The 25,861-nt window shown below is 73.6% G+C and carries 25 protein-coding genes and 1 pseudogene; 11 read left to right on the plus strand and 15 right to left on the minus strand.

The annotated features are described in order from the left end of the window. Nucleotides 1-82 precede the first annotated feature (82 nt). The 3 genes and pseudogenes from AC1VWI_RS38105 to AC1VWI_RS38115 all read right to left on the minus strand — a co-directional run. Nucleotides 83-445, minus strand: a pseudogene (locus tag AC1VWI_RS38105) (spore photoproduct lyase family protein); the annotation flags it as partial. Next, nucleotides 328-993, minus strand: a complete 666-nt coding sequence (locus AC1VWI_RS38110) for a DUF3152 domain-containing protein (protein WP_499515594.1) — start codon at nucleotides 991-993, stop codon at nucleotides 328-330. The pseudogene AC1VWI_RS38105 and the gene AC1VWI_RS38110, both read right to left, overlap by 118 nt. Before the next feature lie 437 nt (nucleotides 994-1,430). Then, nucleotides 1,431-2,141, minus strand: coding sequence for a TetR/AcrR family transcriptional regulator (locus AC1VWI_RS38115; RefSeq protein ID WP_499515595.1), 711 nt, complete (start codon nucleotides 2,139-2,141; stop codon nucleotides 1,431-1,433). Nucleotides 2,142-2,259: 118 nt separating this feature from the next. On the opposite strand from AC1VWI_RS38115, the gene AC1VWI_RS38120 reads away from it, so the two are divergent. Further along, complete coding sequence (locus AC1VWI_RS38120) at nucleotides 2,260-3,480, plus strand: saccharopine dehydrogenase family protein (protein ID WP_499515596.1); 1,221 nt, start codon at nucleotides 2,260-2,262, stop codon at nucleotides 3,478-3,480. Here AC1VWI_RS38120 and tgmB read toward each other — a convergent pair. The 5 genes from tgmB to AC1VWI_RS38145 all read right to left on the minus strand — a co-directional run bounded on the left by tgmB (nucleotide 3,447) and on the right by AC1VWI_RS38145 (nucleotide 8,114). Further along, nucleotides 3,447-4,403, minus strand: coding sequence for an ATP-grasp ribosomal peptide maturase (gene tgmB / locus AC1VWI_RS38125; RefSeq protein ID WP_499515597.1), 957 nt, complete (start codon nucleotides 4,401-4,403; stop codon nucleotides 3,447-3,449). The genes AC1VWI_RS38120 and tgmB overlap by 34 nt on opposite strands. A 14-nt stretch (nucleotides 4,404-4,417) precedes the next feature. Further along, complete coding sequence (gene tgmA, locus AC1VWI_RS38130) at nucleotides 4,418-4,609, minus strand: putative ATP-grasp-modified RiPP (RefSeq protein WP_018562451.1); 192 nt, start codon at nucleotides 4,607-4,609, stop codon at nucleotides 4,418-4,420. A gap of 243 nt (nucleotides 4,610-4,852) precedes the next feature. Beyond that, nucleotides 4,853-6,340 carry a cryptochrome/photolyase family protein gene (locus AC1VWI_RS38135; protein WP_499515598.1) on the minus strand — a complete coding sequence of 496 codons (1,488 nt, stop codon included), beginning with the start codon at nucleotides 6,338-6,340 and terminating at the stop codon, nucleotides 4,853-4,855. Nucleotides 6,341-6,657: 317 nt separating this feature from the next. Then, entirely contained in the window at nucleotides 6,658-7,212 is a 555-nt protein-coding gene (locus tag AC1VWI_RS38140; protein WP_499515599.1) for a GNAT family N-acetyltransferase, read from the minus strand. Further along, the gene (locus AC1VWI_RS38145; RefSeq protein WP_499515600.1) at nucleotides 7,209-8,114 is read right to left on the minus strand and encodes an amidohydrolase family protein; all 906 of its coding nucleotides are present in this window, start codon (nucleotides 8,112-8,114) and stop codon (nucleotides 7,209-7,211) included. Before AC1VWI_RS38145 ends, AC1VWI_RS38140 begins: the two co-directional genes overlap by 4 nt. Nucleotides 8,115-8,254: 140 nt before the next feature. Here AC1VWI_RS38145 and AC1VWI_RS38150 point away from each other — a divergent pair, with 140 nt between their 5' ends. From AC1VWI_RS38150 to AC1VWI_RS38165, 4 genes are all read left to right on the plus strand, one after another. Further along, nucleotides 8,255-9,454, plus strand: a complete 1,200-nt coding sequence (locus AC1VWI_RS38150) for a CaiB/BaiF CoA transferase family protein (RefSeq protein ID WP_499515601.1) — start codon at nucleotides 8,255-8,257, stop codon at nucleotides 9,452-9,454. A gap of 30 nt (nucleotides 9,455-9,484) precedes the next feature. Next, nucleotides 9,485-10,627 (plus strand): acyl-CoA dehydrogenase family protein, encoded by a 1,143-nt coding sequence (locus AC1VWI_RS38155; protein ID WP_499515602.1) that lies wholly within the window; start codon nucleotides 9,485-9,487, stop codon nucleotides 10,625-10,627. Nucleotides 10,628-10,710: 83 nt separating this feature from the next. Then, on the plus strand, nucleotides 10,711-11,925 hold the full coding sequence (locus tag AC1VWI_RS38160; protein WP_499515603.1) for an acetyl-CoA C-acetyltransferase: 1,215 nt from the start codon (nucleotides 10,711-10,713) through the stop codon (nucleotides 11,923-11,925). A 37-nt stretch (nucleotides 11,926-11,962) separates the two neighbouring features. Next, nucleotides 11,963-14,146 (plus strand): 3-hydroxyacyl-CoA dehydrogenase NAD-binding domain-containing protein, encoded by a 2,184-nt coding sequence (locus AC1VWI_RS38165; protein ID WP_499515604.1) that lies wholly within the window; start codon nucleotides 11,963-11,965, stop codon nucleotides 14,144-14,146. 80 nt (nucleotides 14,147-14,226) lie between these two features. Here AC1VWI_RS38165 and AC1VWI_RS38170 read toward each other — a convergent pair whose 3' ends face one another. The 3 genes from AC1VWI_RS38170 to AC1VWI_RS38180 form a co-directional block, all read right to left on the minus strand. After that, entirely contained in the window at nucleotides 14,227-15,003 is a 777-nt protein-coding gene (locus tag AC1VWI_RS38170) for a MerR family transcriptional regulator (RefSeq protein ID WP_499515605.1), read from the minus strand. Nucleotides 15,004-15,314: 311 nt separating this feature from the next. After that, nucleotides 15,315-16,904, minus strand: coding sequence for a PP2C family protein-serine/threonine phosphatase (locus AC1VWI_RS38175; RefSeq protein WP_499515606.1), 1,590 nt, complete (start codon nucleotides 16,902-16,904; stop codon nucleotides 15,315-15,317). Nucleotides 16,905-17,134: 230 nt separating this feature from the next. Next, nucleotides 17,135-18,292 (minus strand): PP2C family protein-serine/threonine phosphatase, encoded by a 1,158-nt coding sequence (locus AC1VWI_RS38180; protein WP_499515607.1) that lies wholly within the window; start codon nucleotides 18,290-18,292, stop codon nucleotides 17,135-17,137. 136 nt (nucleotides 18,293-18,428) lie between these two features. Between AC1VWI_RS38180 and AC1VWI_RS38185 the strand changes: the two genes are divergently transcribed. The 3 genes from AC1VWI_RS38185 (at nucleotide 18,429) to AC1VWI_RS38195 (ending at nucleotide 20,917) form a co-directional block, all read left to right on the plus strand. After that, entirely contained in the window at nucleotides 18,429-18,923 is a 495-nt protein-coding gene (locus AC1VWI_RS38185; protein WP_499515608.1) for a MarR family winged helix-turn-helix transcriptional regulator, read from the plus strand. Between the two features lie 208 nt (nucleotides 18,924-19,131). After that, nucleotides 19,132-20,349 (plus strand): PP2C family protein-serine/threonine phosphatase, encoded by a 1,218-nt coding sequence (locus AC1VWI_RS38190; RefSeq protein WP_499515609.1) that lies wholly within the window; start codon nucleotides 19,132-19,134, stop codon nucleotides 20,347-20,349. A 130-nt stretch (nucleotides 20,350-20,479) separates the two neighbouring features. Next, a complete protein-coding gene (locus AC1VWI_RS38195; RefSeq protein WP_499517013.1) occupies nucleotides 20,480-20,917 on the plus strand; it encodes a response regulator in 438 nt (145 codons plus the stop codon). Between the two features lie 31 nt (nucleotides 20,918-20,948). On the opposite strand, the gene AC1VWI_RS38200 is transcribed toward AC1VWI_RS38195, so the two are convergent. Then, on the minus strand, nucleotides 20,949-21,776 hold the full coding sequence (locus AC1VWI_RS38200) for a DUF1206 domain-containing protein (RefSeq protein WP_499515610.1): 828 nt from the start codon (nucleotides 21,774-21,776) through the stop codon (nucleotides 20,949-20,951). 169 nt (nucleotides 21,777-21,945) lie between these two features. Between AC1VWI_RS38200 and AC1VWI_RS38205 the strand changes: the two genes are divergently transcribed. Together AC1VWI_RS38205 and AC1VWI_RS38210 are read left to right on the plus strand one after the other, a co-directional pair. Continuing rightward, nucleotides 21,946-22,209: a GlsB/YeaQ/YmgE family stress response membrane protein gene (locus tag AC1VWI_RS38205; RefSeq protein ID WP_499517014.1), complete on the plus strand. Its 264-nt coding sequence runs from the start codon at nucleotides 21,946-21,948 to the stop codon at nucleotides 22,207-22,209. Between the two features lie 88 nt (nucleotides 22,210-22,297). Beyond that, complete coding sequence (locus AC1VWI_RS38210) at nucleotides 22,298-22,801, plus strand: DUF6328 family protein (RefSeq protein ID WP_499515611.1); 504 nt, start codon at nucleotides 22,298-22,300, stop codon at nucleotides 22,799-22,801. A 94-nt stretch (nucleotides 22,802-22,895) separates the two neighbouring features. Here the strand turns inward: AC1VWI_RS38210 and AC1VWI_RS38215 are convergent, their stop codons facing one another. The 3 genes from AC1VWI_RS38215 to AC1VWI_RS38225 all read right to left on the minus strand — a co-directional run bounded on the left by AC1VWI_RS38215 (nucleotide 22,896) and on the right by AC1VWI_RS38225 (nucleotide 24,697). Further along, the gene (locus AC1VWI_RS38215; RefSeq protein ID WP_499515612.1) at nucleotides 22,896-23,555 is read right to left on the minus strand and encodes a hypothetical protein; all 660 of its coding nucleotides are present in this window, start codon (nucleotides 23,553-23,555) and stop codon (nucleotides 22,896-22,898) included. Continuing rightward, nucleotides 23,552-24,196 carry a hypothetical protein gene (locus tag AC1VWI_RS38220; RefSeq protein ID WP_499515613.1) on the minus strand — a complete coding sequence of 215 codons (645 nt, stop codon included), beginning with the start codon at nucleotides 24,194-24,196 and terminating at the stop codon, nucleotides 23,552-23,554. Before AC1VWI_RS38220 ends, AC1VWI_RS38215 begins: the two co-directional genes overlap by 4 nt. A gap of 132 nt (nucleotides 24,197-24,328) precedes the next feature. Then, entirely contained in the window at nucleotides 24,329-24,697 is a 369-nt protein-coding gene (locus AC1VWI_RS38225; protein WP_499515614.1) for an ATP-binding protein, read from the minus strand. Nucleotides 24,698-24,919: 222 nt separating this feature from the next. Between AC1VWI_RS38225 and AC1VWI_RS38230 the strand changes: the two genes are divergently transcribed. After that, complete coding sequence (locus AC1VWI_RS38230) at nucleotides 24,920-25,786, plus strand: SigB/SigF/SigG family RNA polymerase sigma factor (RefSeq protein ID WP_499515615.1); 867 nt, start codon at nucleotides 24,920-24,922, stop codon at nucleotides 25,784-25,786. Nucleotides 25,787-25,861 lie beyond the last annotated feature (75 nt).

Genomic DNA, 25,861 nt, shown 5'->3' on the forward strand with positions numbered 1-25,861 from the left:
AAACGAAACTGTTTCGTACGTGGCCTGTGTCACGCCGCGGACGGGAACTCCCGCAGTAACTCCCGCAGAACTCCCGGAGACCTCAGAAGGCGTAGCGGATGCGGAGCCACGGCGCGTGCTCCGCGGCGAGCGCCAGCAGCCGGCGTACGGACGCGGCCTTCTCCGCGGCGCGGTAGCGCACGTTCAGGTCCCCGTTCTGCGAGCGCTTCGGCTCCTGCAGCGCGGGGCGCCACAGCAGCTCCTCGGCACGGGGGTGCCAGCCCAGGTTGACCTCGTGCAGCCCGGCGTTGTGGGTGAGCATGATCACCTCGGCCGCGGCCTGGGCCTTCACCGCCGCCGGAAGGACGTCGTCCAGGTGCCGGAACAGCTCCGCCCACGCGGCCTGCCAGCCGGGGCGTACGACGACCGGCGACAGGTTGAGGTGCACTTCGTACCCGGCCTCCAGCCGGTAATCATCCGGCCGTGCCGGTCGTACGGCCAGGCGTTGGCGACGCAGCCGTGCAGGCCTTTGATCTGCTGCATCATCGCCGGGGCGGGCCGCCCGGGACCGGGGCAGCCGCGGTGGCCGCGGCCGAGACGGTGGCCGACCTCGTGGTTGACGATCAGGGCGCGGTACTCGGCCGGACGGCCCTTGTAGTACGGGCTCAGCAGTACCCAGCGCTTGAGGTTGACCACGACGTCCTTGCCGCCGCTGCAGTTGACCTCGCCGCCGGTGTCCAGGCCGTACTTCGCGCACAGGGCGTCCGTGGTGTCCGGGGTGGCCAGCCGCACGAGGAAGTCGTACGGCGGCGTGGCGACGCGCCGGAAGGCGGCGCCGGCCGTCGTCCAGCCGCGCTTGTCGGCGAGTATGCGGTCGACCTGCGCGGCCACCGAGGCGGCGGAGAACCCGGTGCCGTCCTCGACCTCCACGCCGTACCGCAGTGGGGTGCCGTGCCCGATGGTCCGCCGGCTGCCGGGGGCCTTGGTGAACCTGCCGTCGCCGTGCTCCGGCACCCGGGTCCGGGTCGGCGTTGCCGTCGGCGTCCGTGGGGGCGCCGAGGGCGGCAGGGCGGAGGCGGCCGGGCCGTGCCGGCCGGCCGGCCGCGGGGACCGCCCGCTCGTGGGCGTTCTGCACGGCCGGCACCGCGCACAGCGCGCCGGCGCAGACCCCGAGGACCGCGAGGCGCGGCACCGTCACGCGCCACCGGGGCTTCGTCGCGGGGGCTCGGTCCGTCCGGCGGTGCTTCATACGTCGTACTCCATACGGCCGCGTGCGAACCGGCGGTGAACGCCGGAGCTCACGCTCCTGTCACGGTTGTGCGGTCATGCCGGGTCGGCGGCGCGACGCCGGGGGAAGGGCTCGACGGGTGCTCCGGCGAACCCGGACCCGCAGGTCACGGGCGGGTCCGGTCTTCAAGTATGCGCAGGGGAGGTGAACGGGAGGTGAGCCCTCAGGCTTCCCGCGACGCCGCCAGCCGGGCCGCGGCGCTGTCCAGGAGCATGTCGAGGGCGGTGGGGTAGGCGCTGCGGTTCATGCGGTCGACCAGCAGGCCGGCGGTGGCCGCGATGTGCGGGTGGGTCCGCGCCGGGAGGCGGGCGTACGTCTCCTGCCACACGTCCCGGTCGGCGGACCGGGCGGCCTCGGGGAGGGCCAGGGTCGCCGCGTCCAGCGCGGCGAAGGCCAGGGCCTGGTCGATGAAGGCCTGGTAGATCGCGACCGCGGCGGGGTCGGGGAACCCGGCGGTGCGCAGGATGCCCAGGACGGTCTCGTCGGCCGCGGTCTCGTGGGCGCGGCCGGAGACCCGGCTGGCGGTGAGCACCGCCGCCTGCGGATGGGCGAGGTACGCCGTGTGGATGCGCAGCCCCAGGTCGCGCAGGTCGGCGCGCCAGGTGCCGGTGGACCGCCAGCCCTCCACCGCCCGGCCCATCAGGTCGTCCGCGATGGCCAGGGTGAGGTCGTCCATGCCGCGGAAGTAGCGGTACAGCGTGCTCGGGTCGGCGCCGAGCGCGGTGCCCAGCCGGCGCACGGTCAGCCCGGCGGAGCCGTGCTCGCGCAGCATCCGCAGCGCGGTGTCGACGATCAGCCGGTGCGAGAGGACGGCCCCGCTCCTGGTGGGGCGGCGGCGCCGGCGTGCCGCCTCCTGGACGACCTTCTTGGGCACGCGCCCCTCCTTCCCGCTCGGGGAGACCTTATGCCAACACCATTGACCATACGTCGCGCGACGGCGTTTCATCCCTGGGCAGAGGCGCCTCCGCCTCGGAAACGGAGACTGGTCAGCCATGCGTGTACTGCTTGTGGGAGCCGGCGGGGTGGGCACCGCCATCACCCGGATCGCCGCCCGCCGCTCGTTCTTCGAGGCCATGGTCGTCGCCGACCGGGACCTGTCCCGCGCCGAGGCCGCCGTCGCGGCCGCGGACGACGGGACGGGCCGGTTCTCCGCCGCCCGCGTCGACGCCTCCGACGAGGCCGCGGTCACCGCGCTGCTCGCCGAGCGGCGCTGCGACGTCCTGCTCAACGCCACCGACCCGCGCTTCGTGATGCCCCTGTTCGGTGCCGCCCTCGCCGCCGGCGCCGACTACCTCGACATGGCGATGTCGCTGTCCCGCCCGCACCCGGAGCGCCCCCATCAGGAGTGCGGGGTCAAGCTCGGCGACGAGCAGTTCGAGCGGGCCGCCGAGTGGGAGAAGGCCGGACGGCTGGCCCTGGTCGGGATGGGCGTGGAGCCGGGCCTGTCGGACGTCTTCGCCCGCTACGCCGCCGACGAGCTGTTCGACGCGATCGAGGAGATCGGGGTGCGCGACGGCGCGAACCTCACCGTCGACGGCTACGACTTCGCTCCGTCGTTCAGCATCTGGACCACCATCGAGGAGTGCCTCAACCCGCCGGTGGTCTACGAGGCCGGACGCGGCTGGTTCACGACCCCGCCCTTCAGCGAGCCCGAGGTCTTCGACTTCCCCGCGGGCATCGGCCCCGTCAGCTGCGTGAACGTCGAGCACGAGGAGGTGCTGCTGATGCCGCGCTGGGTCGACGCGGGGCGTGTCACCTTCAAGTACGGCCTGGGGGAGGAGTTCATCGGCACCCTCAGGACCCTCCACCAACTCGGCCTGGACCGCACCGAACCCGTCGCGGTGGGCAGCGACCTGGGAGCGGCCCGGGTCAGCCCGCGGGACGTGGTCGCCGCCTGCCTGCCGGACCCGGCGACGCTGGGCGAGCGCATGCACGGCAAGACCTGCGCCGGGACGTGGGTCAAGGGGACGAAGGACGGCCGGGCGCGCGAGGTGTACCTGTACCACGTCGTCGACAACCAGTGGTCGATGCGCGAGTACGGCTCGCAGGCCGTCGTCTGGCAGACGGCCGTCAACCCCGTCGTGGCCCTGGAACTGATGGCCGCGGGCACCTGGGCGGGCAGCGGGGTCCTCGGCCCGGAGGCCTTCGCACCCCGTCCCTTCCTCGACCTGCTGACCTCCTACGGCGCCCCGTGGGGCGTGCGGGAGTCCTGACAGCCGGCCAGCCAGTCGGCGATGGCCGCGGTGATGGGCTGCCCCGTCGCCAGCTCGACGAAGCCGAACTGCCCGCCCTGGTTGCACTCCAGGAACCACCAGGTCCCGTCGGTGTCCTCGGCGAAGTCGAAGGCGCCGTAGGCGAGTCCGGCCGCGGCCATGTACTCCCGCACCGAGCGCACGATGCGCGCCGGCGGCTCGACGGGCTCCCAGTCGGCGTCCTCGGGGCTGCCGAACCGGCCGTCGACCTGGTCGGGGCCGGACTTCTTGCGGGCCGCGAACAGCCCCGTCCCCACGCAGGTCAGCCGGATGTCGGCGGCCTTGGGTATGTACTGCTGCAGCAGCGTCGGCCCGGCGGCCACCGCGGAGAAGTCGGCGTCCGGGGCGACCAGCGTGGTCGGCAGCGCCATCGGCGGATCGCCCGGGTGCGTGCCGGAGACCGACTTGACGACCAGCTGCGGATGCTGCTCGGCGAACTCCCGTGCCGCCTGCGGGAAGGTGGTGATGAGCGTGGCGGGGACCGCGAACCCGCAGTGGTGCGCGGTGAACAACTGCCACGGCTTGTAACGGGCCTGCGCCGCGGCGCCCGGGTGGTTCATCCACCGGGCCCGCACGCAGCGCAGCGCCCCGTACAGTGCTGCGCCGGCCTCGGCGGTCAGCCACGCGGACTGCTCCGCCGCGCCCGCGCCGGGTGTGCCGGGTCTTCGGATCCAGATCGAGCGCACGCTGTCCATGCTCACCATGCGCTCCTGGACCGACAGGTACCCGCGTACGTCACCGCGTACGTACTCGGCGGACATGGACACCTCGCCGGGCAGGTCCGCAGGGTCCAGGCGGACCACCGGCGTCCCGCGGTCGTGCAGCGCGGCCACCACCAGGTCGGCTGTCACGTCCTCGGGGGAGGTGAGGATCAGGACGGTCATCGGGTTCGGGGTGCTCAGTCGTCGAAGTGCGTCTTGGAGCCTGCGGTGGAGACGGTGGCGGCCGTGGCGAGCAGCAGCGCGCGGTCGGTGATGACGGGGCGTCCGTCGGGGAGCACGTTCAGCTGCAGGGCGGAATCGTAGGTGTACGGCGCTACGAATGTTTCGGGTGTGGCCGGCCGGGCATGAATCAGCGCGAACGGTCGCATGGCTTCTCCTCACTACTCCTGCGCGTCGGGCAGCAACCAGCTCCAGTGCCCAACTGCGGCCCTACGTATGAGACTCACGTGGGCCCCCGAACCGTTCCCTGTTACTGGTGTGACGCAGGTAACTATACGTGCCTGAAGTGCATTGAGTTCGCTACGCAGAGTGATGAAGCGACTCTCTTTCGTAGGTATCGCCGAGGGGCACCGGTGTTCGCGTACCCGCTGCACGGCCGAGGTTGCGCACCGTCACGGAGCTCGTCGTCCGCGCTGCTCCTCCAGGGCCAGCACCTCGGGCAGGTTCCCCAGCCGTTCCAGCCCCCGAACCGCCCTCGCCGTACGGTGGTTGGCGGCGAGCAGGTCCCGGTGCCGGTGCACGAAGGACCAGTAGCCGGTCGTGTACGGGCAGGCGCGCTCGCCCGTCCGTTCGGCGGGCCGGTAGGCACAGCCGTCGCACAGGTCGCTCATGCGGTGGATGTAGGCGCCGGCCGAGGTGTACGGCTTGGTGGTCATCAGCCCGCCGTCCGCGTACTGGGACATCCCGACCACGTTCGGCGCCATCACCCAGTCGTGGCCGTCGACGAAGCAGCGGTGGAACCAGTCGGTCAACTCCGCCGGGTCCCAGCCGTGTTGGAGGGCGTGACTGCCCAGCACCATCAGCCGGGGAATGTGGTGGGTCCACCCGGTGTCGCGGACCTGGGCCAGCACCGTCGACAGGCAGCGCGCCCGCACCGCTTCCGCGTCCAGTTCCAGGAACCAGTGCGGCAGCCGCGTGTGGTGACGCAGTTCGTTGCGGTGCCGGTAGCCGGCGCCGAAGTGCCAGTACAACTGCTGTACGTACTCGCGCCATCCGGCGACCTGCCGGATGAAGCCCTCCACGCTGTTCAGCGGCGCCTCACCGGACCGCAGGGCGCGCTCCGCCCGCTCGACGCACTCGGCGGGGTGCAACAGCCCCAGGTTCAGGGGGGCGGAGAGCAGGCTGTGGCTCATCACCGGGTCCCCGGCGAGCATGGCGTCCTCGTACCGCCCGAACTCCGGCAGCCGGTGCGCGACGAAGGCGCGCAGCGCCGACAGGGCCTCGCGCCGGGTCGCGGGGAACATGCGGGGTCCGTCGCGTCCCACGAAGCGGACCCGGCCCTCGCGCTCCCAGCGGTCCAGGTCGCGCCGGACCTCCTCGTCGATCTCGTCCTCGTGCGGCCGCCAGGGCGGCGGCACCCCGAGGTCGTCCCGGTCGCGCGGCGGCGGCTCGCGGTTGTCGTGGTCCAGGTTCCAGCGGCCGCCGGCCGGTTCGCCGCCGTCCATCAGCAGGTCGTGGGAGCGGCGCACCCAGCGGTAGAAGTCCTCCAGCAGCAGGCGTCCGCCGGAGCGGCCCTCCAGCCACCCGGTGAAGTCCTCACGCGGCACCAGGAACGCGCGGTCCGGCAGCACCTCGACCCGGTCCAGCGACTCCACCAGCCGCAGCGCGGCCCGGGAACTCGGCCGGCACACGGTCACGCCTGCGTCGCCGACCGCCTCGCGCAGCCCCTCGCGGTAGGTCCCGGCCTGCACGTAGCGCACGCGGTCGCCGAGTTCCGCCGCCCGGTGGCGCATCGCGGACAGCAGCAGATGGGCCTTGGCCCGGTGCGAGCGGCGCCGGGCGAACGCCGAGCGCGCCTCGATCATCACCACGGGGACGCCGGGGTCGAGGAAGTGCGGCCCCAGCTGGTCGCCGAAGAGCCAGTGCGGACGTGGCGCCATGCGGGGTACCTCCGGTGGCGTGCGGCGGGACGTAGCGGGATGTTCCGGGCGGGGACATCCTTCATCACGCCGGCGGCCGACGGCTGCAATGGCGTCCGTGGCCGCCCGCCGGTGTCGTCGTTTCGGACTGCGGTGGGCGGGGAGCCCCTTCGCCCGCTCCCGATGGGCCTGCCCGAGGCGCCTGGGGCGCCCTCGCGTGCGGTACGGCCGTGACCGCCACCCTGCTGCCTCGGCCGTCCCGGCGCCGCGCCCCCTTCCGTCGGAGCGCCGCACGGGCCGCCGCACGGGCCCGGCGGCCGCAGCGCCCGCCGAGCGGGTCAGCCCCGTGTCGCGTCGGATCGCGGGGTGACGTCGCGCTGCCAGCGGATCTCGTCGTCCACGACCAGGGACGTGGCGGCCAGGCCCGCCGCGGCGGCGACCGCTCCGGACGCCCGGTGCCCGGGGTGGACGTGGGCGACGACGCGGTCCACGGGGAGCGCGGCGAGCCAGGCGACGAGGGCGACGGTCGCCTCGGTGGCGATGCCGCGGCCCTGCCAGGGGGTGCCGACCACCCAGGCGACCTCCGCGACCGTGCCGTCCGGCGTGTCCCACGCCACCGTCGCCTGCACGGTGCCCGCGAGGCGGTCGTCCGCGCGGAGCCGGACCACCCAGTTCCACCAGGACACGCCCGGGTCCCCGGAGCCGGCGACCAGGCGGGCGTAGCGGGCGCGCAGGCCCGGTGCGTCGTACGGAGTACCACCGGTGAACTCGTGGAGCCGGGGGTCGCCGAGCACGGCGGCCATCTCCTCGGCGTGCTCGACCAGCAGCGGTTCGAGGACCAGCCGCGCCGTGGTGAGCGCCTCGGGGCCGCCGGGCCGCAGGGGCGGCGTCACCTGGCGAGCCCGAACAGCCGGACGGCGTTGCCGTGCAGGACGCCCCGCGTCCACGCGTCGCCCAGCTCCAGCCGCGTCAGCGCCTCCAGGGCGTGCGGGTACGCGTACGGGATGTTGGGGAAGTCGCTGCCGAACAGGACGCGCTCCCCGAGGTCGGCGAGCCGCTTGCGCTCCGGGGGCGGGAAGGGCGCCGTGGCCTCGCTGAAGTCCGTGAAGGCCATCGTCGTGTCCAGGTGCACGCCCTCGTATCGCCCGGCGAGGTCCAGGAACGCCCCGTACTCGGGCATCCCCATGTGGGCGACGACCAGCCGCAGCCGGGGGTGCCGGGCCAGCAGCCGCGCGATCGGGCCGGGACCGGTGTGGCGGCCGGGGACGGGCCCCGACCCGCAGTGGGTGACGACGGGGACGCCGCTGTCCGCGAGCAGCCCCCAGACGGGGTCGAGCAGCGGGTCGTTGGGGTCGAAGGCCCCGACCTGGACGTGGCACTTGAAGACCCGGGCGCCCGCCTCCAGCGCCTGCCGGACGTAGCGGGGCGCCTGCGGCTCCGGGAAGAAGGTCGCCGTGTGCAGGCAGTCGGGCGTCCGGGCGGCGAAGCCGGCGGCCCAGGAGTTCAGCCAGGCGGCCATCGCGGGCTTGTGCGGGTAGAGCATCGAGGTGAAGGCGCGCACCCCGAACGCCCGGAGCGTGGCCACCCGTGCGTCCTCGTCGGTGCGGTATGCGATGGGCCACGGCCGGCCCGTGAGCGGGCCGGCGGAGTCGAAGTACGCCCAGACCTTGGCCAGCACGCGGTCCGGCATGAAGTGCGTGTGCACGTCCACGATCCCCGGCAGGCCAAGGCCCTGCCAGAGCTCCCTCACCCGTACGGCGTCGTCCGGCGGCGCCACGTCCGTCACCTTCGCCACTGTGCCTCCTCCATGGCGGTGATCCTCACACGAACCGCGGCCCGCCGGGGCTGCGGCCCTTGTCAACGGCATCGCGCATCCATAGCATCGCCAGTGTTACAGCAATACTGTCATGCTCGTTGCGAAGCCGGAGGCCCCCGATGACCGAGGCGGGAACGCGACCCGGGGAAGCGGCCTCCGCCGGCGGGCCGCTCGCCGGTGTGCGCGTGGTGGAGCTGGCCGGCATCGGGCCGGCCCCGTTCGCCGCCATGCTGCTCGGCGACCTCGGCGCCGACGTCGTCCGCGTCGACCGGCCCGGCGGCCCACGGCTCGGCATCGACCCGGCGCACGACGTCACCAACCGCAACAAACGCTCCGTGGTCGCCGACCTCAAGACCGAGGAGGGCGCCAGGCTGGTCCTGGACCTCGTCGCGCGCGCCGACATCCTGCTGGAGGGCAACCGCCCCGGCGTCGCCGAACGTCTCGGCGTCGGTCCCGCCGACTGTCACGCCCGCAACCCCCGCCTCGTCTACGGCCGGATGACCGGCTGGGGCCAGGACGGGCCGCTCGCCCCGCGCGCCGGGCACGACATCGGCTACATCGCCGTCGCCGGGGCCCTCGGGATGATCGGCTCCGGCGACGGACCGCCCGCCATCCCGGCCAACCTGCTCGGCGACTACGCGGGCGGCTCCCTCTACCTCGTCACCGGCGTCCTCGCGGCCCTGCACCACGCCCGCGCCACCGGCACCGGACAGGTCGTCGACGCGGCCATCGTCGACGGCGTCGCCCACCTCGGCGCGATGATCCGCGGCATGGTCGCCGCCGGCGGCTGGCAGGACCGGCGCGGCGCCAACCTGCTGGACGGCGGCTGCCCCTACTACGCCGTCTACGAGACCGCCGACGGCGGCTGGATGGCCGTCGGCGCCCTGGAACCCGCCTTCTACGCGGAGTTCGCCCGGCTGCTCGACCTCCCCCAGGACGCGCCGGACCGGGGCGACCTCGGACGCTGGGACGAGCTTCGCGCCGTGATCGCGGCCCGCTTCAAGTCCCGTACCCGTCAGGAGTGGACGGAGGTCTTCGAGGGCAGCGACGCCTGCACGGCGCCGGTGCTGTCGCTGGCGGAGGCCGCGGCCCACCCCCACCTGGCCGCCCGCGGCACCTTCGCCGGCACCGGCGGCATCACCCAGCCCGCTCCCGCCCCGCGCTTCTCCGCCACCCCCGGCGCGCTGCGCCGTCCGCCCGCGATGCCCGGCGCGCACACCGCCGAGGTCGCCCGCGACTGGGACCTGCCGGCGCCCGCCCCCGGGGCCTCGCCGCCCACCACCACCCTCGTCGAGCAGGCCGGGGACCGGCTCCCGTAGCCGGGCCACCGGCGGAAGGCAGGCACAAGCATGCAGCGCGACCTCTTCACGGCCGAGCACGAGGCGTTCGGGGAGACCGTGCGGACCTTCCTCGCCAAGGAGGTGCTGCCGCACCACGAGCGCTGGGAGAAGGCCGGCATCGTCGACCGCGGGGCCTGGCTCGCCGCCGGCCGCCAGGGCCTGCTCGGCCCGGCCGTCCCCGAGGAGTACGGCGGCGGGGGCAGCGACGACTTCCGCTACGCGGTCGTGCTGGCCGAGGAGTTCGCCCGCGCCGGCGCGCACGGGCTCGCCCTCGGCCTGCACAACGACATCATCGGCCCGTACCTGACCGGACTGGCCACCGAGGAGCAGAAGCGGCGCTGGCTGCCCGGCTTCTGCAGCGGCGAGACCATCACGGCCATCGCCATGACCGAGCCCGGTGCGGGTTCCGACCTGCAGGGCATCCGCACCACGGCCACAGACGCGGGCGACGCCTACGTCCTCAACGGCTCCAAGACCTTCATCTCCAACGGGATCCTCGCCGACCTCGTCGTGGTCGTCGCGCGCACCACCCCCGAGGGCGGTGCGCGCGGGCTGAGCCTCCTCGTCGTGGAGCGAGGCATGCCCGGCTTCGAACGCGGCCGCAACCTCGACAAGATCGGCCAGAAGGCCCAGGACACCGCCGAGCTCTTCTTCCACGACGTACGGGTGCCCAAGGAGAACCTGCTCGGCACCGAGAACCAGGCCTTCTTCCACCTGATGGCCAACCTCGCCCAGGAGCGGCTCACCATCGCCGTCGCCGCGGCGGCCGCCGCCGAGCACCTGCTCGACCTCACCACCACCTACGTCAGGGAGCGCGAGGCCTTCGGCCGGCCGCTCGCCCGGCTCCAGCACATACGGTTCGAGATCGCCGAGATGGCCACCGAGTGCGCGGTCACGCGCACCTTCGTCGACCGCTGCGTCGGCGAGCACGCGGCGGGCCGCCTCGACGCGGTGCACGCGTCGATGGCCAAATGGTGGGCGACGGAACTGCAGAAGCGGGTCACCGACCGCTGTCTGCAACTGCACGGCGGCTACGGCTACATGAGCGAGTTCCCGATCGCCAAGGCCTTCACCGACGGACGCATCCAGACCATCTACGGCGGCACCACGGAGATCATGAAGGAGATCATCGGCCGTTCGCTGCTCGGCTGATCCGGCCCCATCCCCGCCCGTCACCCCCCACCGGCATCGCCATCGACATCCCCACCGACACCCTCATCGAAAGGCATCCGACGTTGAGCACCGACGCCTACGTCTACGAGGCCATCCGCACCCCGCGCGGGCGCGGAAAGGCCAACGGCTCCCTGCACGGCACCAAGCCCATCGACCTGGTCACCGGGCTCATCGACGAACTGCGCCGCCGCCTGCCGGGCCTCGACCCGGCCGCGATCGACGACATCGTGCTCGGCGTCGTGACACCGATCGGCGACCAGGGCTCCGACATCGCCAAGACCGCCGCCATCGCCGCCGGGCTGCCCGAGACCGTGGCGGGCGTCCAGGAGAACCGCTTCTGCGCCTCCGGTCTGGAGGCCGTCAACATGGCCGCCGCCAAGGTGCGTTCCGGCTGGGAGGACCTGGTGCTCGCGGGCGGCGTCGAGTCGATGTCCCGCGTCCCCATGGGCTCCGACGGCGGGGCCTGGGCCATGGACCCGATGACCAGCTACACCACGGGCTTCGTGCCCCAGGGCGTCGGCGCCGACCTCATCGCCACCATCGAGGGCTTCACCCGTCACGACGTCGACTCCTACGCCGCCGAGTCGCAGGCGCGCGCCGTCGAGGCGTGGAAGGAAGGGCGCTTCGACCGCTCCGTCGTCCCCGTCGTCGACCGCAACGGCCTGGTCGTCCTCGACCGCGACGAGCACATCCGGCCCGGCACCACCGCGGAGAGCCTGGCCGGGCTGAAGCCCTCCTTCGCCACGATCGGCGAGGCGGGCGGCTTCGACGCCGTCGCGCTGCAGAAGTACCACTGGATCGAGAAGATCGACCACGTCCACCACGCGGGCAACTCCTCCGGCATCGTGGACGGGGCCGCCCTGGTCGCCGTCGGCAACCGCGAGACGGGCGAGCGCTTCGGCCTGACCCCGCGCGCCCGCATCGTCTCCGCTGCGGTCTCGGGCTCCGACCCCACCATCATGCTCACCGGCCCCGCCCCCGCCTGCCGCAAGGCGCTCGCCAAGGCCGGGCTGACCGTCGACGACATCGACCTCGTCGAGATCAACGAGGCCTTCGCCGCCGTCGTCCTGCGCTTCATGCGCGAGATGGGCCTGAGCCACGACAAGGTCAACGTCAACGGCGGCGCCATCGCGCTCGGCCACCCGCTCGGCGCCACCGGCGCCATGATCCTGGGCACCCTGATCGACGAACTGGAGCGCCGCGACCAGCGGTACGGACTCGCCACGCTGTGCGTCGGCGGCGGGATGGGCATCGCCACCGTCGTCGAGCGTCTCTGACCTCCTGTCCCGCATCCCGCAACGGAGCCGACCGAACATGACCGCTCTTCCGACGAACACCACCATCCGCTGGGAACAGGACGGGACCGGGGTCGTCACCCTCGTCCTCGACGACCCGAACCAGTCCGCCAACACCATGAACCAGGCCTTCAGGGAGTCCCTGCGGGCCGTCGCCGACCGCCTGGAGGCGGAACGCGACTCGGTCCGCGGCGTCATCGTCACCTCCGCCAAGAAGACCTTCTTCGCGGGCGGCGACCTCAAGGACATGATCAAGGCGGGTCCCGAGGACGCCCCGCAGATCTTCGAGGCCGGCATGGGCATCAAGCGCGACCTGCGCCGCATCGAGACCCTCGGCAAGCCCGTGGTCGCCGCCGTCAACGGCGCTGCCCTCGGCGGCGGTTACGAGATCGCGCTGGCCTGCCACCACCGCGTCGCGCTCGACGCCCGCGGATCGAAGATCGGCCTGCCCGAGGCGACCCTCGGCCTGCTCCCGGGCGGCGGCGGGGTGGTCCGCACGGTGCGGCTGCTGGGCATCACCGACGCGCTGCTGAAGGTGCTGCTGCAGGGCAACCAGTACGACCCGCGGCGCGCGCTGGAGAACGGGCTGGTCCACGAGGTCGCCACGGACCACGACGACATGCTCGCCAAGGCGCACGCCTTCATCGACGCCCACCCCGAGTCCGCGCAGCCGTGGGACGTCAAGGGCTACCGCATCCCCGGCGGCACCCCCAGCACCCCCGCGTTCGCGGCCAACCTGCCCGCCTTCCCGGCCAACCTGAGGAAGCAGCTCGCCGGCGCCCCCTACCCGGCGCAGCGCAACATCCTCGCCGCCGCCGTCGAGGGCGCCCAGGTCGACATCGACACCGCCTTCACGATCGAGGCCCGCCACTTCACCGAGCTGGTGACCGGCCAGGTCGCGAAGAACATGATCCAGGCGTTCTTCTTCGACATGCAGGCCGTCAACTCCGGTGCCAGCCGCCCCAAGGACGTCCCGGCCCGGCAGGTCACCAAGGTGGCCGTGCTCGGCGCCGGCATGATGGGCGCGGGCATCGCCTACTCCTGCGCCAAGGCGGGCATCGAGGTCGTCCTGAAGGACGTCACCGCCGAGGCCGCCGAGCGCGGCAAGGCGTACTCCGCGGGACTCCTGGACAAGGCCCTGGCCAGGGGCCGCACCACCCAGGAGAAGCGGGACGAGCTGCTCGCCCGCATCCACCCCACCGCCGACCCGCAGGACCTGGCGGGCTGCGACGCCGTCATCGAGGCGGTCTTCGAGGACCCGGCCCTGAAGCACAAGGTCTTCCAGGAGATCGAGGGCGTGGTCGCCCCCGACGCCCTGCTGTGCTCCAACACCTCCACCCTGCCCATCACGCTGCTCGCCGAGGGCGTGCAGCGCCGTGAGGACTTCATCGGCCTGCACTTCTTCTCGCCGGTCGACAAGATGCCGCTGGTCGAGATCATCAAGGGCGCCCGCTCCGGAGACGAGGCCGTCGCCCGCGCCTTCGACCTGGTGCGGCAGATCCGCAAGACCCCGATCGTCGTCAACGACTCGCGCGGCTTCTTCACCTCGCGCGTCATCGGGCACTTCATCAACGAGGGCGTCGCCATGGTCGGCGAGGGCGTCGACCCCGCGACCGTGGAGCAGGCCGCCGCCCAGGCGGGCTACCCGGCCAAGGTGCTCTCCCTGATGGACGAGCTGACGCTCACCCTGCCCCGCAAGATCCGCGAGGAGTCGCGGCGCGCGGTGGAGGAGGCCGGCGGCACCTGGCAGCCGCACCCGGCCGACGCCGTCATCGACCGCATGGTCGAGGAGTTCGGCCGCCCCGGGCGCAGCGGGGGCGCCGGCTTCTACGACTACGCGGACGGCAGGCGGGCGGGCCTGTGGCCCGGACTGCGCGAGCACTTCACCAAGCCGGAGGCGGCGGCCGTCCCCTTCGAGGACCTCAAGGAGCGCATGCTCTTCGCCGAGGCGCTGGACACCGTCCGCTGCCTGGAGGAGGGCGTCCTCACCTCCGTCGCCGACGCCAACATCGGCTCCATCCTGGGCATCGGCTTCCCCGCCTGGACCGGTGGCGTCCTGCAGTACGTCAACGGCTACCCCGGCGGCCCGGCCGGCTTCCTCGCCCGCGCCGAGGAGTTGAGGGCCGCCTACGGCGAGCGTTTCGCGGCGCCGGAGCTGCTGGTGCGCAAGGTCGCGCGGGGCGAGACCTTCACCGACGGCTGACCCGTACCGCGGGCCGGGACGCACCGGCCGGTACGACGGTGCCGCGGCCCCCCGTTCCCGGGGACCGCGGCACCGTCGTCTCAGTCCTCGCCGCGCCCCCGGTCGCCGAGCCCGGCGGCTGTGGCCCGCAGTTCCTCGGCGAGCGACCGCTGGAAGGCGGTGACCAGGGCCTGGACGACCATCGGCTGCAGGTCGTCGGTGAGCCTGCGCATCCGGGCCCGCTCCTCCGGCGCCGGGCGTCCGGCCACGTACGGCTGCCACACCTCCTGCTGGAAGAGCCGGTGCAGCTCGTGGGCGACCGCGCGGGCGTGCTTCAGCACGATCTCCCGGGTGGCGAGCAGCGTCTCCAGCGGGATCGGCACGTCCAGCAGGCGCACGCCCAGGTGCAGCAGGGCCGGGTTCACCAGCAGCACACCGGGGTCCCCGGTGGGGTGCAGGACGCCCATGGCCGCGAGCCGGTCCAGGTCATGACCGCTCAGCGGCCGCCCCGCCCGCTGCTCCAGCCTGTCGCGGGCCAGCTCCTCCGCGGCGTCCGGCATCCACGTCGCCACCAGCGCCCGGTGCAGCGCGAGGTCCTCGGGGGTGATGTCGGCGGGCAGCTGGTCCAGGTAGCGGCCGATCGCGGCCAGCGTCAGCCCCTGCCGCTGCAGCTCCTCGATCAGCGCCAGACGGGCGAGGTGGTCCGGCCCGTACAGACCGACGCGGCGGGTGCCCAGTTCCGGCGGCGGCAGCAGGCCCTTGGCGCTGTAGAAGCGGATCGTGCGGACCGTCGTACCGGACCGTGCCGCGAGCTCGTCCACCGTCAGACGCGGCTCCTCGGCCGCCGGCGCGGTCTGCCGGGCGGGGGACTGCGTCATGCGCCGGATCTCGCTCTCTGCCTCGCCGCGCTGGTCATGACACCAGTATGACCGGTCACGGTGCGCGGCCGGGGCCGCGCCGGAGTCCGCGGCGGGCCCGGACCGGTCCCCGTCGTCGCGTGGGGCCCGCGGCGGATCACGCGGGCCGGACCGCGCCCTCGCGGCACGCGTGCCCGGGAGGGCCGCCGAACTCACGGCCCGCGCCGCGCCCGTCGAGGAATCCGGCCGACGCCGAACGCCCGGGACGACGGCCACCGTCAGCAGCGACCGGCGGGTGCAGCATCCGGCCGGCGGTGCTGGTCCCGTGGGACTCAGGACCCCGCGGGGCGGCGGGAGCCGGGGTCCGCGTCGCCATGGGTGTCGCGCGGGGCGGCCATGCCGACCAGCGCGATGTCGTCGTGGGGGCGGTCGGCGAGCCATTCGGTGGTGCGCATCTCCACGTGCTCGACCAGGGCCTCCACGGGCATGCCGACACACCCGGCCATGGTCGTCTTCAGGCGTTCCGAGCCGAAGAACTCACGGCCCGTCACCCCGCCGCGGGCCTCGGTGACGCCGTCCGAGTAGAGCAGGCAGCTCTCCCCGGGCTGCAGCACCGTGGTGAAGGTCGTGGCCCGTACGTCGGGCACCGCGCCGATCAGCGTGCCCGTCGTGTCGGCCTCCTCCACCTCGCCGGAGGCCCGCAGGATGAGCGGGGCCGGGTGGCCGCCCGCGGTGAGCCGCAGCCGCACCTGGCCGTGTCCGAGCGGGGTGACACCCGCCAGCACCATGGTCGCGAACCGCGCGTGCGCGGTGTTGAGGAGCGCGTGGTTGAGCAGCGTCAGCAGCCGCACGTGGTCGGTCTCGACCAGGCGCAGGGCACTGAGGGTGTTGCGGATCTTGCCGGTGAGGACGGCGGCCTCCAGGCCCTTGCCGCACACGTCCCCCAGGACCACCGTGCTCTCGCCGTCGGAGTCCAGCGCCGGGTAGGCGTCGTAGAAGTCCCCGCCGATGCGCAGCGCCTCGCGGGCCGGCCGGTAGGAGCCCGCGACCTCGGTGCCCCTGATGGGCTTCAGCCGCGGCGGCAGCAGGTCCTCCTGGAGCAGGGCGGCGCTGCGCGCCTGTTCGGTGTAGAGGACGGACGCGCAGATCGCGGCGCCGGCCCGGGCGGCGAAGACCCGGGCGAAGGTCTCCTCCTCGACCGTGAACGGCCCGCCGAGGCGCCGCATCAGGATGAGCGCACCCGCCGGCACCCCGTTGCCCGGCAGCGGGGTCACCAGCAGTGACACCGGGGCGCCGAAGTCCTCGGGGACCACCCAGTCCGGGGTCTGCGCGGGGTCGATCCAGCGGGACGGCACCGGGGGGAACCCGGCCAGCGCCTCCGCCAGCCCCGGCACCTCGGCGGGATCGGCGGACGGCGCGCACTCCTCCACGCCGGGGCGGCCCGTGACGGCCCGGGTCAGCCGCAGCCGCCGCCGGTCGGGCGGGGTGACGACCACCGCGGCGTCGGCCAGCCGTGAGGCGGCCAGTTCGGCCGTGGCGGCCACGCACTCGCGCGGGTTGAGCGAGGAGAGCAGCCGGGCGGACGCCTCGGCCAGGAACGCCGCCCTCTCCTGGGCCAGCCGCAGTTCGCGGTCGGCGCTGCGGGCGTCCGTCACGTCGGTGAGGTACCAGGCGTGGTGCCCGCCCGGGAGGTCGGCGCGGCGTGCCGTGACCTGCCGGCTCCCCACGCCGCCGTGGGCGGTGGACGCCCCGGAGGCGTCCGCCGTCGTCAGCCACGCGGGCGCGGTACCGGCGAGCGGGCGGCCGGGCACGGCGCGCGGGGCCCAGGAGGTGACCACGGCGTTCACGGCACGGATCACCCCGGCGCGGTCGCACACCACGACGGCGGTCTCGGTCAGGGACTCGATCAGCGCGCGCAGCACCCGTTGCCCGATCCGAGCGGAGGTGCCTGACCCCTGCTCTCGAGCCACTGGTGAGCGCGGAGGCGGGAGAGACGTCACGATGCGGTAGGAGCTTGGCCGGGGCCGTCTGGGACCGTCGGGCTCGCTCCGGTCACCCTCTCGTACCTGGACGAAGGTTGGCTGGGCAAACAGTTGCCCTTCGGCAAGAGTCTTCCCCATCGTCCGTCACCGGGCAAGCTCCGCCCAGCGGTTCACCGCCAGTCCAGGCACACGATCAGCGCGTCGTCCTCGGCCTCCGGCAGGACGCGGTGACCCGGCAGTTCGCCCAGGATCGCCCGTGGGACGTCCGCGGCCGGAAGCAGCCGGGTGGCCAGGGCCGCGCGGGCCAGGGCCCGTTCGCCGTACGTCTCGCCGCCCGGGGAGGCGGTCGCGTACACGCCGTCGCTCACCACCAGGAGCCGGTCGCCGGAGCGCACCTCGAACGGCTGCGGCACGTACGGGGTGTCCTCGAACATGCCCAGGGGGAACTGCGCCTCGAAGCCGATCGTCTCCACCGCCGAGCCGCGCAGCCGGTACACGCGTGGCGATCCGGCCTCGACGACCTCGGCCGCGCCGGTCGCGAGGTCGAAGCGCATCAGCAGGACCGACACGTACCGTTCCCCCCGGTGCCGGGCGTAGACGGCCTGGTCCGCGAGCGCCGCCTGGTCGGCGAGGGGGACGCCGGCGCGCCGGGCGTTGCGCAGCGCGTTCACGGTGAGGCTGGTCAGCAGGGCGGCCTCGATGCCCTCTCCCATGCCGTTGGTGACGGTCAGCGTGAGGTCCCGCGCGGAGGCCGACCAGTCGAAGTTGTCGCCGTGGATGTCGTACGCGGGCTCCAGCTGGGCGCCCAGGGCGTACTCGGGTCGGGCGCACGCCCGTCCGGGCAGCAGCTCCCACTGCACCTCCGCGGCGAGGGTCAGCCGCTCCCGGCGGCGGGCGCGCAGGTAGCGGTCGGTGTCCCGGTCGGCGACGAGGAGGTGGTGGCCGAGGACCTCCGCGATCTCCGCGAGGTCCCGGACCTCCTCCGGCGCGGGTTCGCCGGGGAGGCCGACGCTCAGCACGCCGATCCGGTCACCGCGCACGCTCACCGGCAGGTGGAGGCGCACCCCGTCGTCGCCCGCCGGCTCGGCGAACGGTTCCTGGGCGCCGAAGCACCGGCCTTCGGGCGTTCCCGCGACGGGTACGGCGGCCTCCGCGGGTTCGGGCGCGGAGACCGGCTGGAGCACCGCCAGGCCGTAGTCGGCGAGCAGGATCTCCACGGAGCGGGCGGCGCAGTGCGTGCGGAGGACCTCCGCCAGGGCGGCGGGCAGGGCGTGCGGCGGCGCCGCGCGCAGGGCGCGTTCGGCGGCGAGCGGGGCGTGTCGGTTCACCGGGGTGCGACGGTCCTTCTGGGTCCGGGGGCGGGTCGGTTAGCGTGGTGGCGCGCCGTTCGGTGCGCCCTGTCCTGTCTTCGTCTACCCGCTCGCCCGCGGTACCCCGTGGGCGGCGCGCCGTGAGGAGGTGCCCTTGCCCGCAACCGCCGGAACGCAGCGGGACGCCGCCGTGGCCGCGGCGTCGTCCGTGGTCGAGGCACTGGAGGTGCTGTGGGGCCGCGGCCGGGAGGCGGGCGACCCACCCGTACCGCCCTCGCAACTGCGCGTGTTGTTCGCGCTGGAGGGCAACGAGGGGATCAACCTGAGGACGCTGTGCGACGTCCTTGGCGCCGCGCCGCCCGCGGTGAGCCGGCTCTGCGACCGGCTGCAGGCGGTGGGGTACCTCACCCGGGACACCAGCCCCACCTCGCGCCGGGAGGTGTGCCTGTGGCTGACGCCGCGCGGGGCCGCCTTCCTCGCCCAGCTGCGGGAACGCCGGGAGCAGGAACTGGCGACGGTCGTGGCGGCGATGCCCGAACGTGCCCGGCGCGCGCTGCTGGAGGGGCTGACCGCGTTCCGCTCCGCCGCCGAGGCGACGGGCCTCGGTGCCGTACGGCCGCTCCCCGGCGACCGCAGCCACACGGCGTAGCCGTCCGGCCCGCGCTCCCCGCCGTGCGTCGGGCGCCGGGGACGTTGGCCGGCGGGGTGCTCTCCGTGCAATTGTTGCGTTCGACTACTGTTGCCAAACGGCAATGATCGAAGATGATCGGCACTGTCCCAAAGGGCATCCGGCCAGGGTGCCGGTCGCGTACGATCCCATCGCCCCACCTGGGGCACCACAGGGGTGGGGAGACGATGTGGAAGGCAACACGCTGACGCCCCCCGAGGGCGTCATCCCCAGACAGGGCGACGGCCGGCGCAGCCGGCTGTCCGTCCTCCTCGTCGAGGACGACGCGGGGGACGCGCTGCTCGTCGAGGAACTGGTCGCCGACAGCGGGGTGCCCGTCGAACTGCGCTGGGTGCGTACGCTGGCCGAGGCCGGCACCGAACTCGCCGCCCGCCCCGCCGACTGCGTCCTGCTCGACCTGCACCTGCCCGACGGCCAGGGTCTCGACGCCCTCGGCCGGGCACTGTCGCTCACCGACCGCGCCGCCGTCGTCGTGCTGACCGGTCTCGCCGAGGAGCGGACCGGCCTCGCCGCGCTCTCCGCCGGGGCGCAGGACTACCTGGTCAAGGGCCGCGTCGAGGGCGAACTCCTCGGCCGCGCGCTGCGCTACGCCGTCGAACGCAAGCAGGCCGAACGCGCGGCGCTCGCCCTGCGGGCCAGCCAGATGCGGGCCCAGGAGAACGCCCGCCTGGAACGCGGGCTGCTCCCGCTGCCCATGCTGCGCACCAAGGACGTCACCGTCACGCCCCGTTACCGCCCCGGCCGGGCCGACTCCCTGCTCGGCGGGGACTTCTACGACGTCGTGGAGACCACCGAGGGCGTCGTCCACACCCTCATCGGGGACGTCTCCGGGCACGGGCCCGACGAGGCCGCGCTCGGCGTCGGACTGCGCATCGCCTGGCGCACCCTGGTCCTGACCGGGGTCGAGGGCGCCCGGCAACTCGCCCTGCTGGAACAGGTGCTGGTGGCCGAACGCGCCGCCCCCGAGATCTTCGCCACCGCCACCATCCTCACCCTCGCCCCCGACCGCCGTACCGCCCGGGTGTGGCGGGCCGGCCACCACGGACTGCTCAACCTGACCCCGGAGGGCACCGTCGAGTACACCGAGCCGCCCCGCGGGCCCGCGCTGGGCGTGGTGCCCGGCGTGGGGGAGTGGCCCGAGGGCCGCCTGGAACTGCGCCCCGGCCAGTCGCTGATGCTCTTCACGGACGGGCTCTTCGAGGGCCGTACCGACCAGGGCCGGCTCGGTGAGGAGGGCCTGCTCGCACTGGCCAGACAGCACGCCACCCTGCCCGCCTCGGAGTTCGTCGACACCCTGATCGCGCGCGCCGAGGCCCTGGCCGCCGACCACGGCGGCCTGGACGACGACCTGGCCGTGGTCCACCTCACCTGGGACCCCTCGCCGTGACCGCCGCCCGCGCGCGGCCGACCGGGCCGGATCCGGCCCGACCCCGGCACCCGGAGGGCACCCGCATCCGCTTCACCCTGCCGGCAGCAGCCGAGCGGGAACCCGCACCGCAGGAAGGATCCGAGTGAACCTGCAGGAACCGGAACCGATCATCGTGCTGCTCGTCGAGGACGACCCCGGCGACGAACTGATGACCCGCGAGGCGTTCCAGGAGAACAAGGTCCGCAACGTCCTGCACGTCGTACGGGACGGCGAGGAGGCCCTGGACTTCCTGAACCGGCGCGGCGCCCACGCCGGCGCGCCGCGCCCCGGCCTGATCCTCCTCGACCTCAACCTGCCCCGCTTCGACGGCCGTCAGGTGCTCGCCGAGATCAAGGCCGACGCCGACCTGTGCACCATCCCGGTCGTCGTCCTCACCACCTCCGAGGCCGAGGAGGACATCCTGCGCAGCTACGCGCTGCACGCCAACGCGTACGTGACCAAGCCGGTGGACTTCGACCGGTTCATCGAGGTGGTCCGCCAGATCGACGACTTCTTCGTGACGGTGGTCAAGCTCCCGGGCCGCTGAACCACGCCCGGCGCCTGCGGCCCGCCGCCGCTCAGACCCTCCGCCAGCGGGCCATCGCCCAGGAGAACACCCCGAACAGCCCCAGGCCCACCGCGACCACGGCCAGCAGCCACGGGCCGGCGGGGGTGTCCCGGAACGTGCGCAGCGTGTCGTCCAGCCCCTTCGCCCGGTCCGGGTCGAAGCGCACCGCCGCGACGACGACGAAGCAGCCCGCAGCGGCGAACACCACGCCCCGGCTGGCCCCTCCGGCCACCCCGAGGAAGTCGACCACCCTGCGGACCTGCGGCGACATCGCCCCCGTCCGCAGGTGCTTGCGGAACTTCCGCAGCAGGGCGCGCACCGCGATCCACCCGCCTGCCCCGGCCAGGACCAGACCCGCCGCCCCCACCAGCCAGCGGCCCATGGGCCAGTCCAGGGCGTGCGCGGTGACGTCCTTGGAGGTCTCGTCGCTCGACCCGCCCGCGGCGGAGCCGTCCACCGCGAAGGTCACCACGGAGTACGTCACGAAGGCGTAGAAGACCGCGCGGGCCGCGGACATCAGCCGCTTGCCGGTCTTGTCCCCGTCCGGTCCCGCCGCGCCGAACGCGGCCTCCGACAAGCGCCACAGCGTCATCCCGGCGAACCCCACCGCCAGGGCCCAGACCAGGAACCCGCCAAAGGGCTGCGCCGCCAGCCGGGCGACCGCGCCGCCCCGGTCGGCCTGTTCCGAGGACCCGTCGAAGGCGACCTGCAGGGCCAGCACGCCCAGCAGCGCGTAGACGACCCCGCGCGCCACGAGGCCCGCCCGCGCCCCGGCGCGGATCGCCTTCCTCCCCTGTGTCCCGGGCCGTGCCGCGCCCGTACCCACCGTCGTGCCCACACCGGCCTCCCTGCCCCAAGTGCTCCGGTCCACCGGGTGCCCCGTCGCGGGCGGAACACACCCGGCGACACCGGGGTGCGCCGCTGCGTGGAGCGCCCGGCCCGGGGTATCCGCGTGGTGCGAACACACTTCCGGCCAGGGGCCGGACGAGGTTGGGGTTGAGGTGGAGATGGAGATCTCGAGCATCATCAGTGCCATCGTGATCGGTCTGGTCGTCGGTGTGCTGGGGCGTCTGGTGGCGCCGGGGCGGCAGCCGATCGGAGTGCTGTGGACGATCGTCGTCGGCATCGTGGCGGCCTTCATCGGCAGTGCGATCGCCCAGGGGTTCGGCGTCGCCGACACCGACGGCGTCGACTGGATCGAGTGGCTGATACAGATCGGCCTCGCGGCTGTCGGAGTGAGCCTGCTGTCGCGGAGCAAGGCGCGGCGGTGAGCACCGTGGTCCGGGCACGGCGCGCGCGGCGGGGGTTCCTGATGGTAAGTCACCTATGACGTGCACGACCGAGGAGTGGGAGGGTGCCATGTCCAGGGACGACGCGGACGGCCGGACCGGCCCGGGAGACGGGCGCGACGAGACCGAGGACGAGCGCGCGGACCGGAAGTGGGGCGAGCTCATCCAGGAGGTGCGGGTCGCCCAGACGGGCGTGCAGATCCTCTTCGGCTTCCTGCTGACGGTCGTCTTCACGCCGCACTACCAGCGGCTCGGCTCCACCGACCACACGATCTACATCGTCACGGTCGTGCTCGGTGCCTGCGCGACCGGGGCGCTGATCGGCCCGGTCTCCTTCCACCGGATCGTCTCCGGCCGCCGCATCAAGCCGCAGGCCGTGCGCTGGGCCTCGCGGCTCACCTTCGTCGGACTCGTGCTGCTGCTGGCGACGATGACCTCGGCGCTGCTCCTGGTGCTGCGGGCCGCCACGCACGACGCCTATGTGCCGTGGCTCGTCGCCGGCGTCCTGGTCTGGTACCTGGTCTGCTGGTACGGACTGCCGTTCTGGGCCCGGTACCGGCACACGGACGACTGAGCCGCGACGCGGGACATGCGAACGCCGTGGCCAGGAAACCCGGGGGTCTCCTGGCCACGGCGTTCGCGTCGTGCGGTCCTGCGTCGTGCGGTCCTCAGACGTGCAGGACGCGGTCGACGAGGTCGCGGTAGCCCCGCAGGGCCACGCGCAGCCGCTCGGTGTCGCCGTCGTCCTGCGCGCCGGCCCGCCAGCCCGAGCGCAGTTCGTCGCGCCGGCTGCGCAGTTCCTCGACCAGTCGTTCGGTCGCCTCGCCGAGGACCTCGTCGGCCTCCTCGACGGCGTGGCGCGGCTCGTCGACGAAGCCGCCGACCGCGTGGTGCAGGCGCTGCTGCAGCTTGTCCACCGCGCCGTCCACCCGCGGCGGCGCGCCGGGGGCGGGCACCCGCCCGTCCTGCGCCGGCCGCCGGGCCGCCGCGGGCCGCTCCGCCTCGCCGGACTTCTCCGCTGACGCGGGCTTGCCGACCGTCGCGGGGTTCTCGGCCGCCGAGGGCTTGCCTGCTTCCTCGGGCCGCGACCATCCGGCGGGCCGGTGCGCGCCAGGCGCCTCGCCCTTCTTCCCCGTGGTCTGCGGTGCCTGCGGTGCCTGGGGGGACCGCTGTTCGCGGGTGCCACCGGCCGTGGGGGACGTCCGCTCGTCGGGGGTCCGCTCGGCGGAGGCCCCGGCCGGGCCGTTGCGTACCTCGCGGCCGGTGCCGTCGGTCTCGCCGGTTCCGTTGGTTCCGTCGGTGTCGCGGTGCTCGTGCGTGGGATTCATCGGCTGCTCCAGGTCGGCATGTGGAAGCGGTGGGAGCCGCGTCGGCCGGAGCCCGTGTCACCTGCGCCGTCCTCGCGCGAGGTGGTGCGGGGCTCCTTGTCCACCGCGATGAGGTCGTCGAACAGCGCCCGGGCGTGGAGCAACCGAGCGCGCAGTTCCTCGGTGTCCGCCGAGGTGCGGTCACCGCCGTTCCGGGGTTGCGAGACCCCGCGCAGGTCGCGGTAGGCCTGGAGGTGCCGCGGGCGGTGGACCGACAGGGCGTCGATCTGCTCGCCCGAGGTGTGCTCCGGGAAGCCGCGGTCGTGCGCCAGCCGGTCCAGCAGCTCCGACGCCTCCTGCACCGCCTGCGCGGGGGAGTCGACGAACCGCTCCTGCAGGGCGGCCCACTCGGCGCGGTACTCCTCGGCCTGACGTGCGCCCAGCGGCTCCGGGGTCAGGCCGCCGTGCCGGTCGACACGCTCCTGCAACTCCCGGTGCGCCGCGTCCGTGTCGCCGTCGTGCCGGGCGACCGTGCGTTCGTACTCCGGTCCGAAGCGGCGCCTGAGCTGTCCCGTGCCGCCGCCGCGCCGCGACACGACGGCCGCGGCGAGGACGATCAGGACAACGAGGACGACCGCCCCGATGATGATGCCCGTGGTCATGGTGTGCCTCCTGGGGGCCGTCGTCGGGCCCCGGCATTCGAACTGACCTTGCTGCGGGTCCTTGGTGTGCTCACGGTGCGTGTTTCCGCAATCCGTTCGTCCACACGTACGACGTCGGGAGGTGACGGCGCGTCAGCGCGGCAGGTGCACGTGGATGACCTTGCCGCCCGCGCGCAGGAGCGTCACCCGGAAGTCCCGGGCCAGCCGGCGCACCAGGCGCAGGCCGTAGCCGCCGGGCAGGAAGCGGTCGGAGGGCTGCGGCGTGGCCGGCAGCCGGTCGTTGTGGTCCTGGACGGACACGCGGATCGCGTCCGGCACCGCCACCACGTCGAGGGCCGCCAGCCCGCCGCCGTACCGGAAGGCGTTGGTGACCAGTTCGGAGACGACCAGCAGGCAGTCCTCGACCCGCTCCGGATCCACGCCTCTGAGCCGGGCGCGGGCGAAGTCACGCGCCTCGCCGATGGTGGTGGGCAGCGGCCGGTCCGCAGTGGCGGGCCGCACGATCCCCCCGCCTTCCGCGTCTAGGTCAATGCTGTACACGCACGATCACCCCGTAGGCATCATCGGTCCCTCTGTGGTCTGCCCCTACTGGCCGGTCCTACGCTGCCTTTGGCGCGATTCACGTTCTTCCGGGATCGGGGGGAATGCTTCGCGGAGGAGGGGGTACCCGAGGGGCAACGTACGGGAACATGACGTAGAGGTGCAGAGGTGCGAGGAGGAGCCGTGATCGCCCACGTGAGCGGGACGAGCACCGGGGTCGAGAGCCCCGAGGTCGACGTACTGCCGCAGATCACCGACCCGAGCAGCGTGGCCCCCACGAGCGCGCGCCGGCTGTCCAAGCTCTTCCTCGAGCGCCTGACGGTGCTCGAGGAGGGCACCCATGAACACCAGTACGCCCGTAACACCCTGATCGAGATGAACATGTCGCTCGTGCGGTTCGCGGCCAGGCGCTTCCGCGACCGCAGCGACGAGATGGAGGACATCGTCCAGGTCGGCACGATCGGGCTGATCAAGGCCATCGACCGGTTCGACATCTCGCGCGAGGTCGAGTTCACGACCTTCGCGGTGCCGTACATCGTCGGTGAGATCAAGCGGTTCTTCCGCGACACCACCTGGGCCGTGCACGTGCCGCGCCGCCTCCAGGAGCGCCGGGTCGAGCTGGCCCGCGCCCGGGACGAGCTGTCCTCCCGGCTGGGCCGCGCCCCCAAGGTGAGCGAGCTCGCGGCGCTCATGGACATCCCGGAGGCCGAGGTCGTCGAGGCTCAGGTGGCCTCCAACGGCTACACCGCCTCCTCCCTCGACGCCGCCATGAACGGCGACGACGGCGACGACGGCGAGACCGTGCTCGCCGACTTCATCGGCGCGGTCGACCCCGCGATGGAACTCGTCGAGGACCTCGGCTCCCTCGCACCGCTCGTCGTGGAGCTCGGTGAACGCGACCGGCAGCTGCTCCATCTGCGCTACGTGGAGGAACTGACGCAGGCCCAGATCGGCGAGATCATGGGCTGCACGCAGATGCACGTCTCCCGGCTGCTCTCGCGCACCCTGGCCCGGCTGCGGGCCGGACTGCTCCAGGACGGCTGCGCCTGACCTCACCCCGTCCCCCGCCACGTGCCCGCGCCCGGTCCCTTCGGGCGCGGGCACGTGCGCACCGCCTACGATGCG

The sequence above is a fragment of the Streptomyces sp. TOM-9 genome (genome assembly GCF_056858595.1).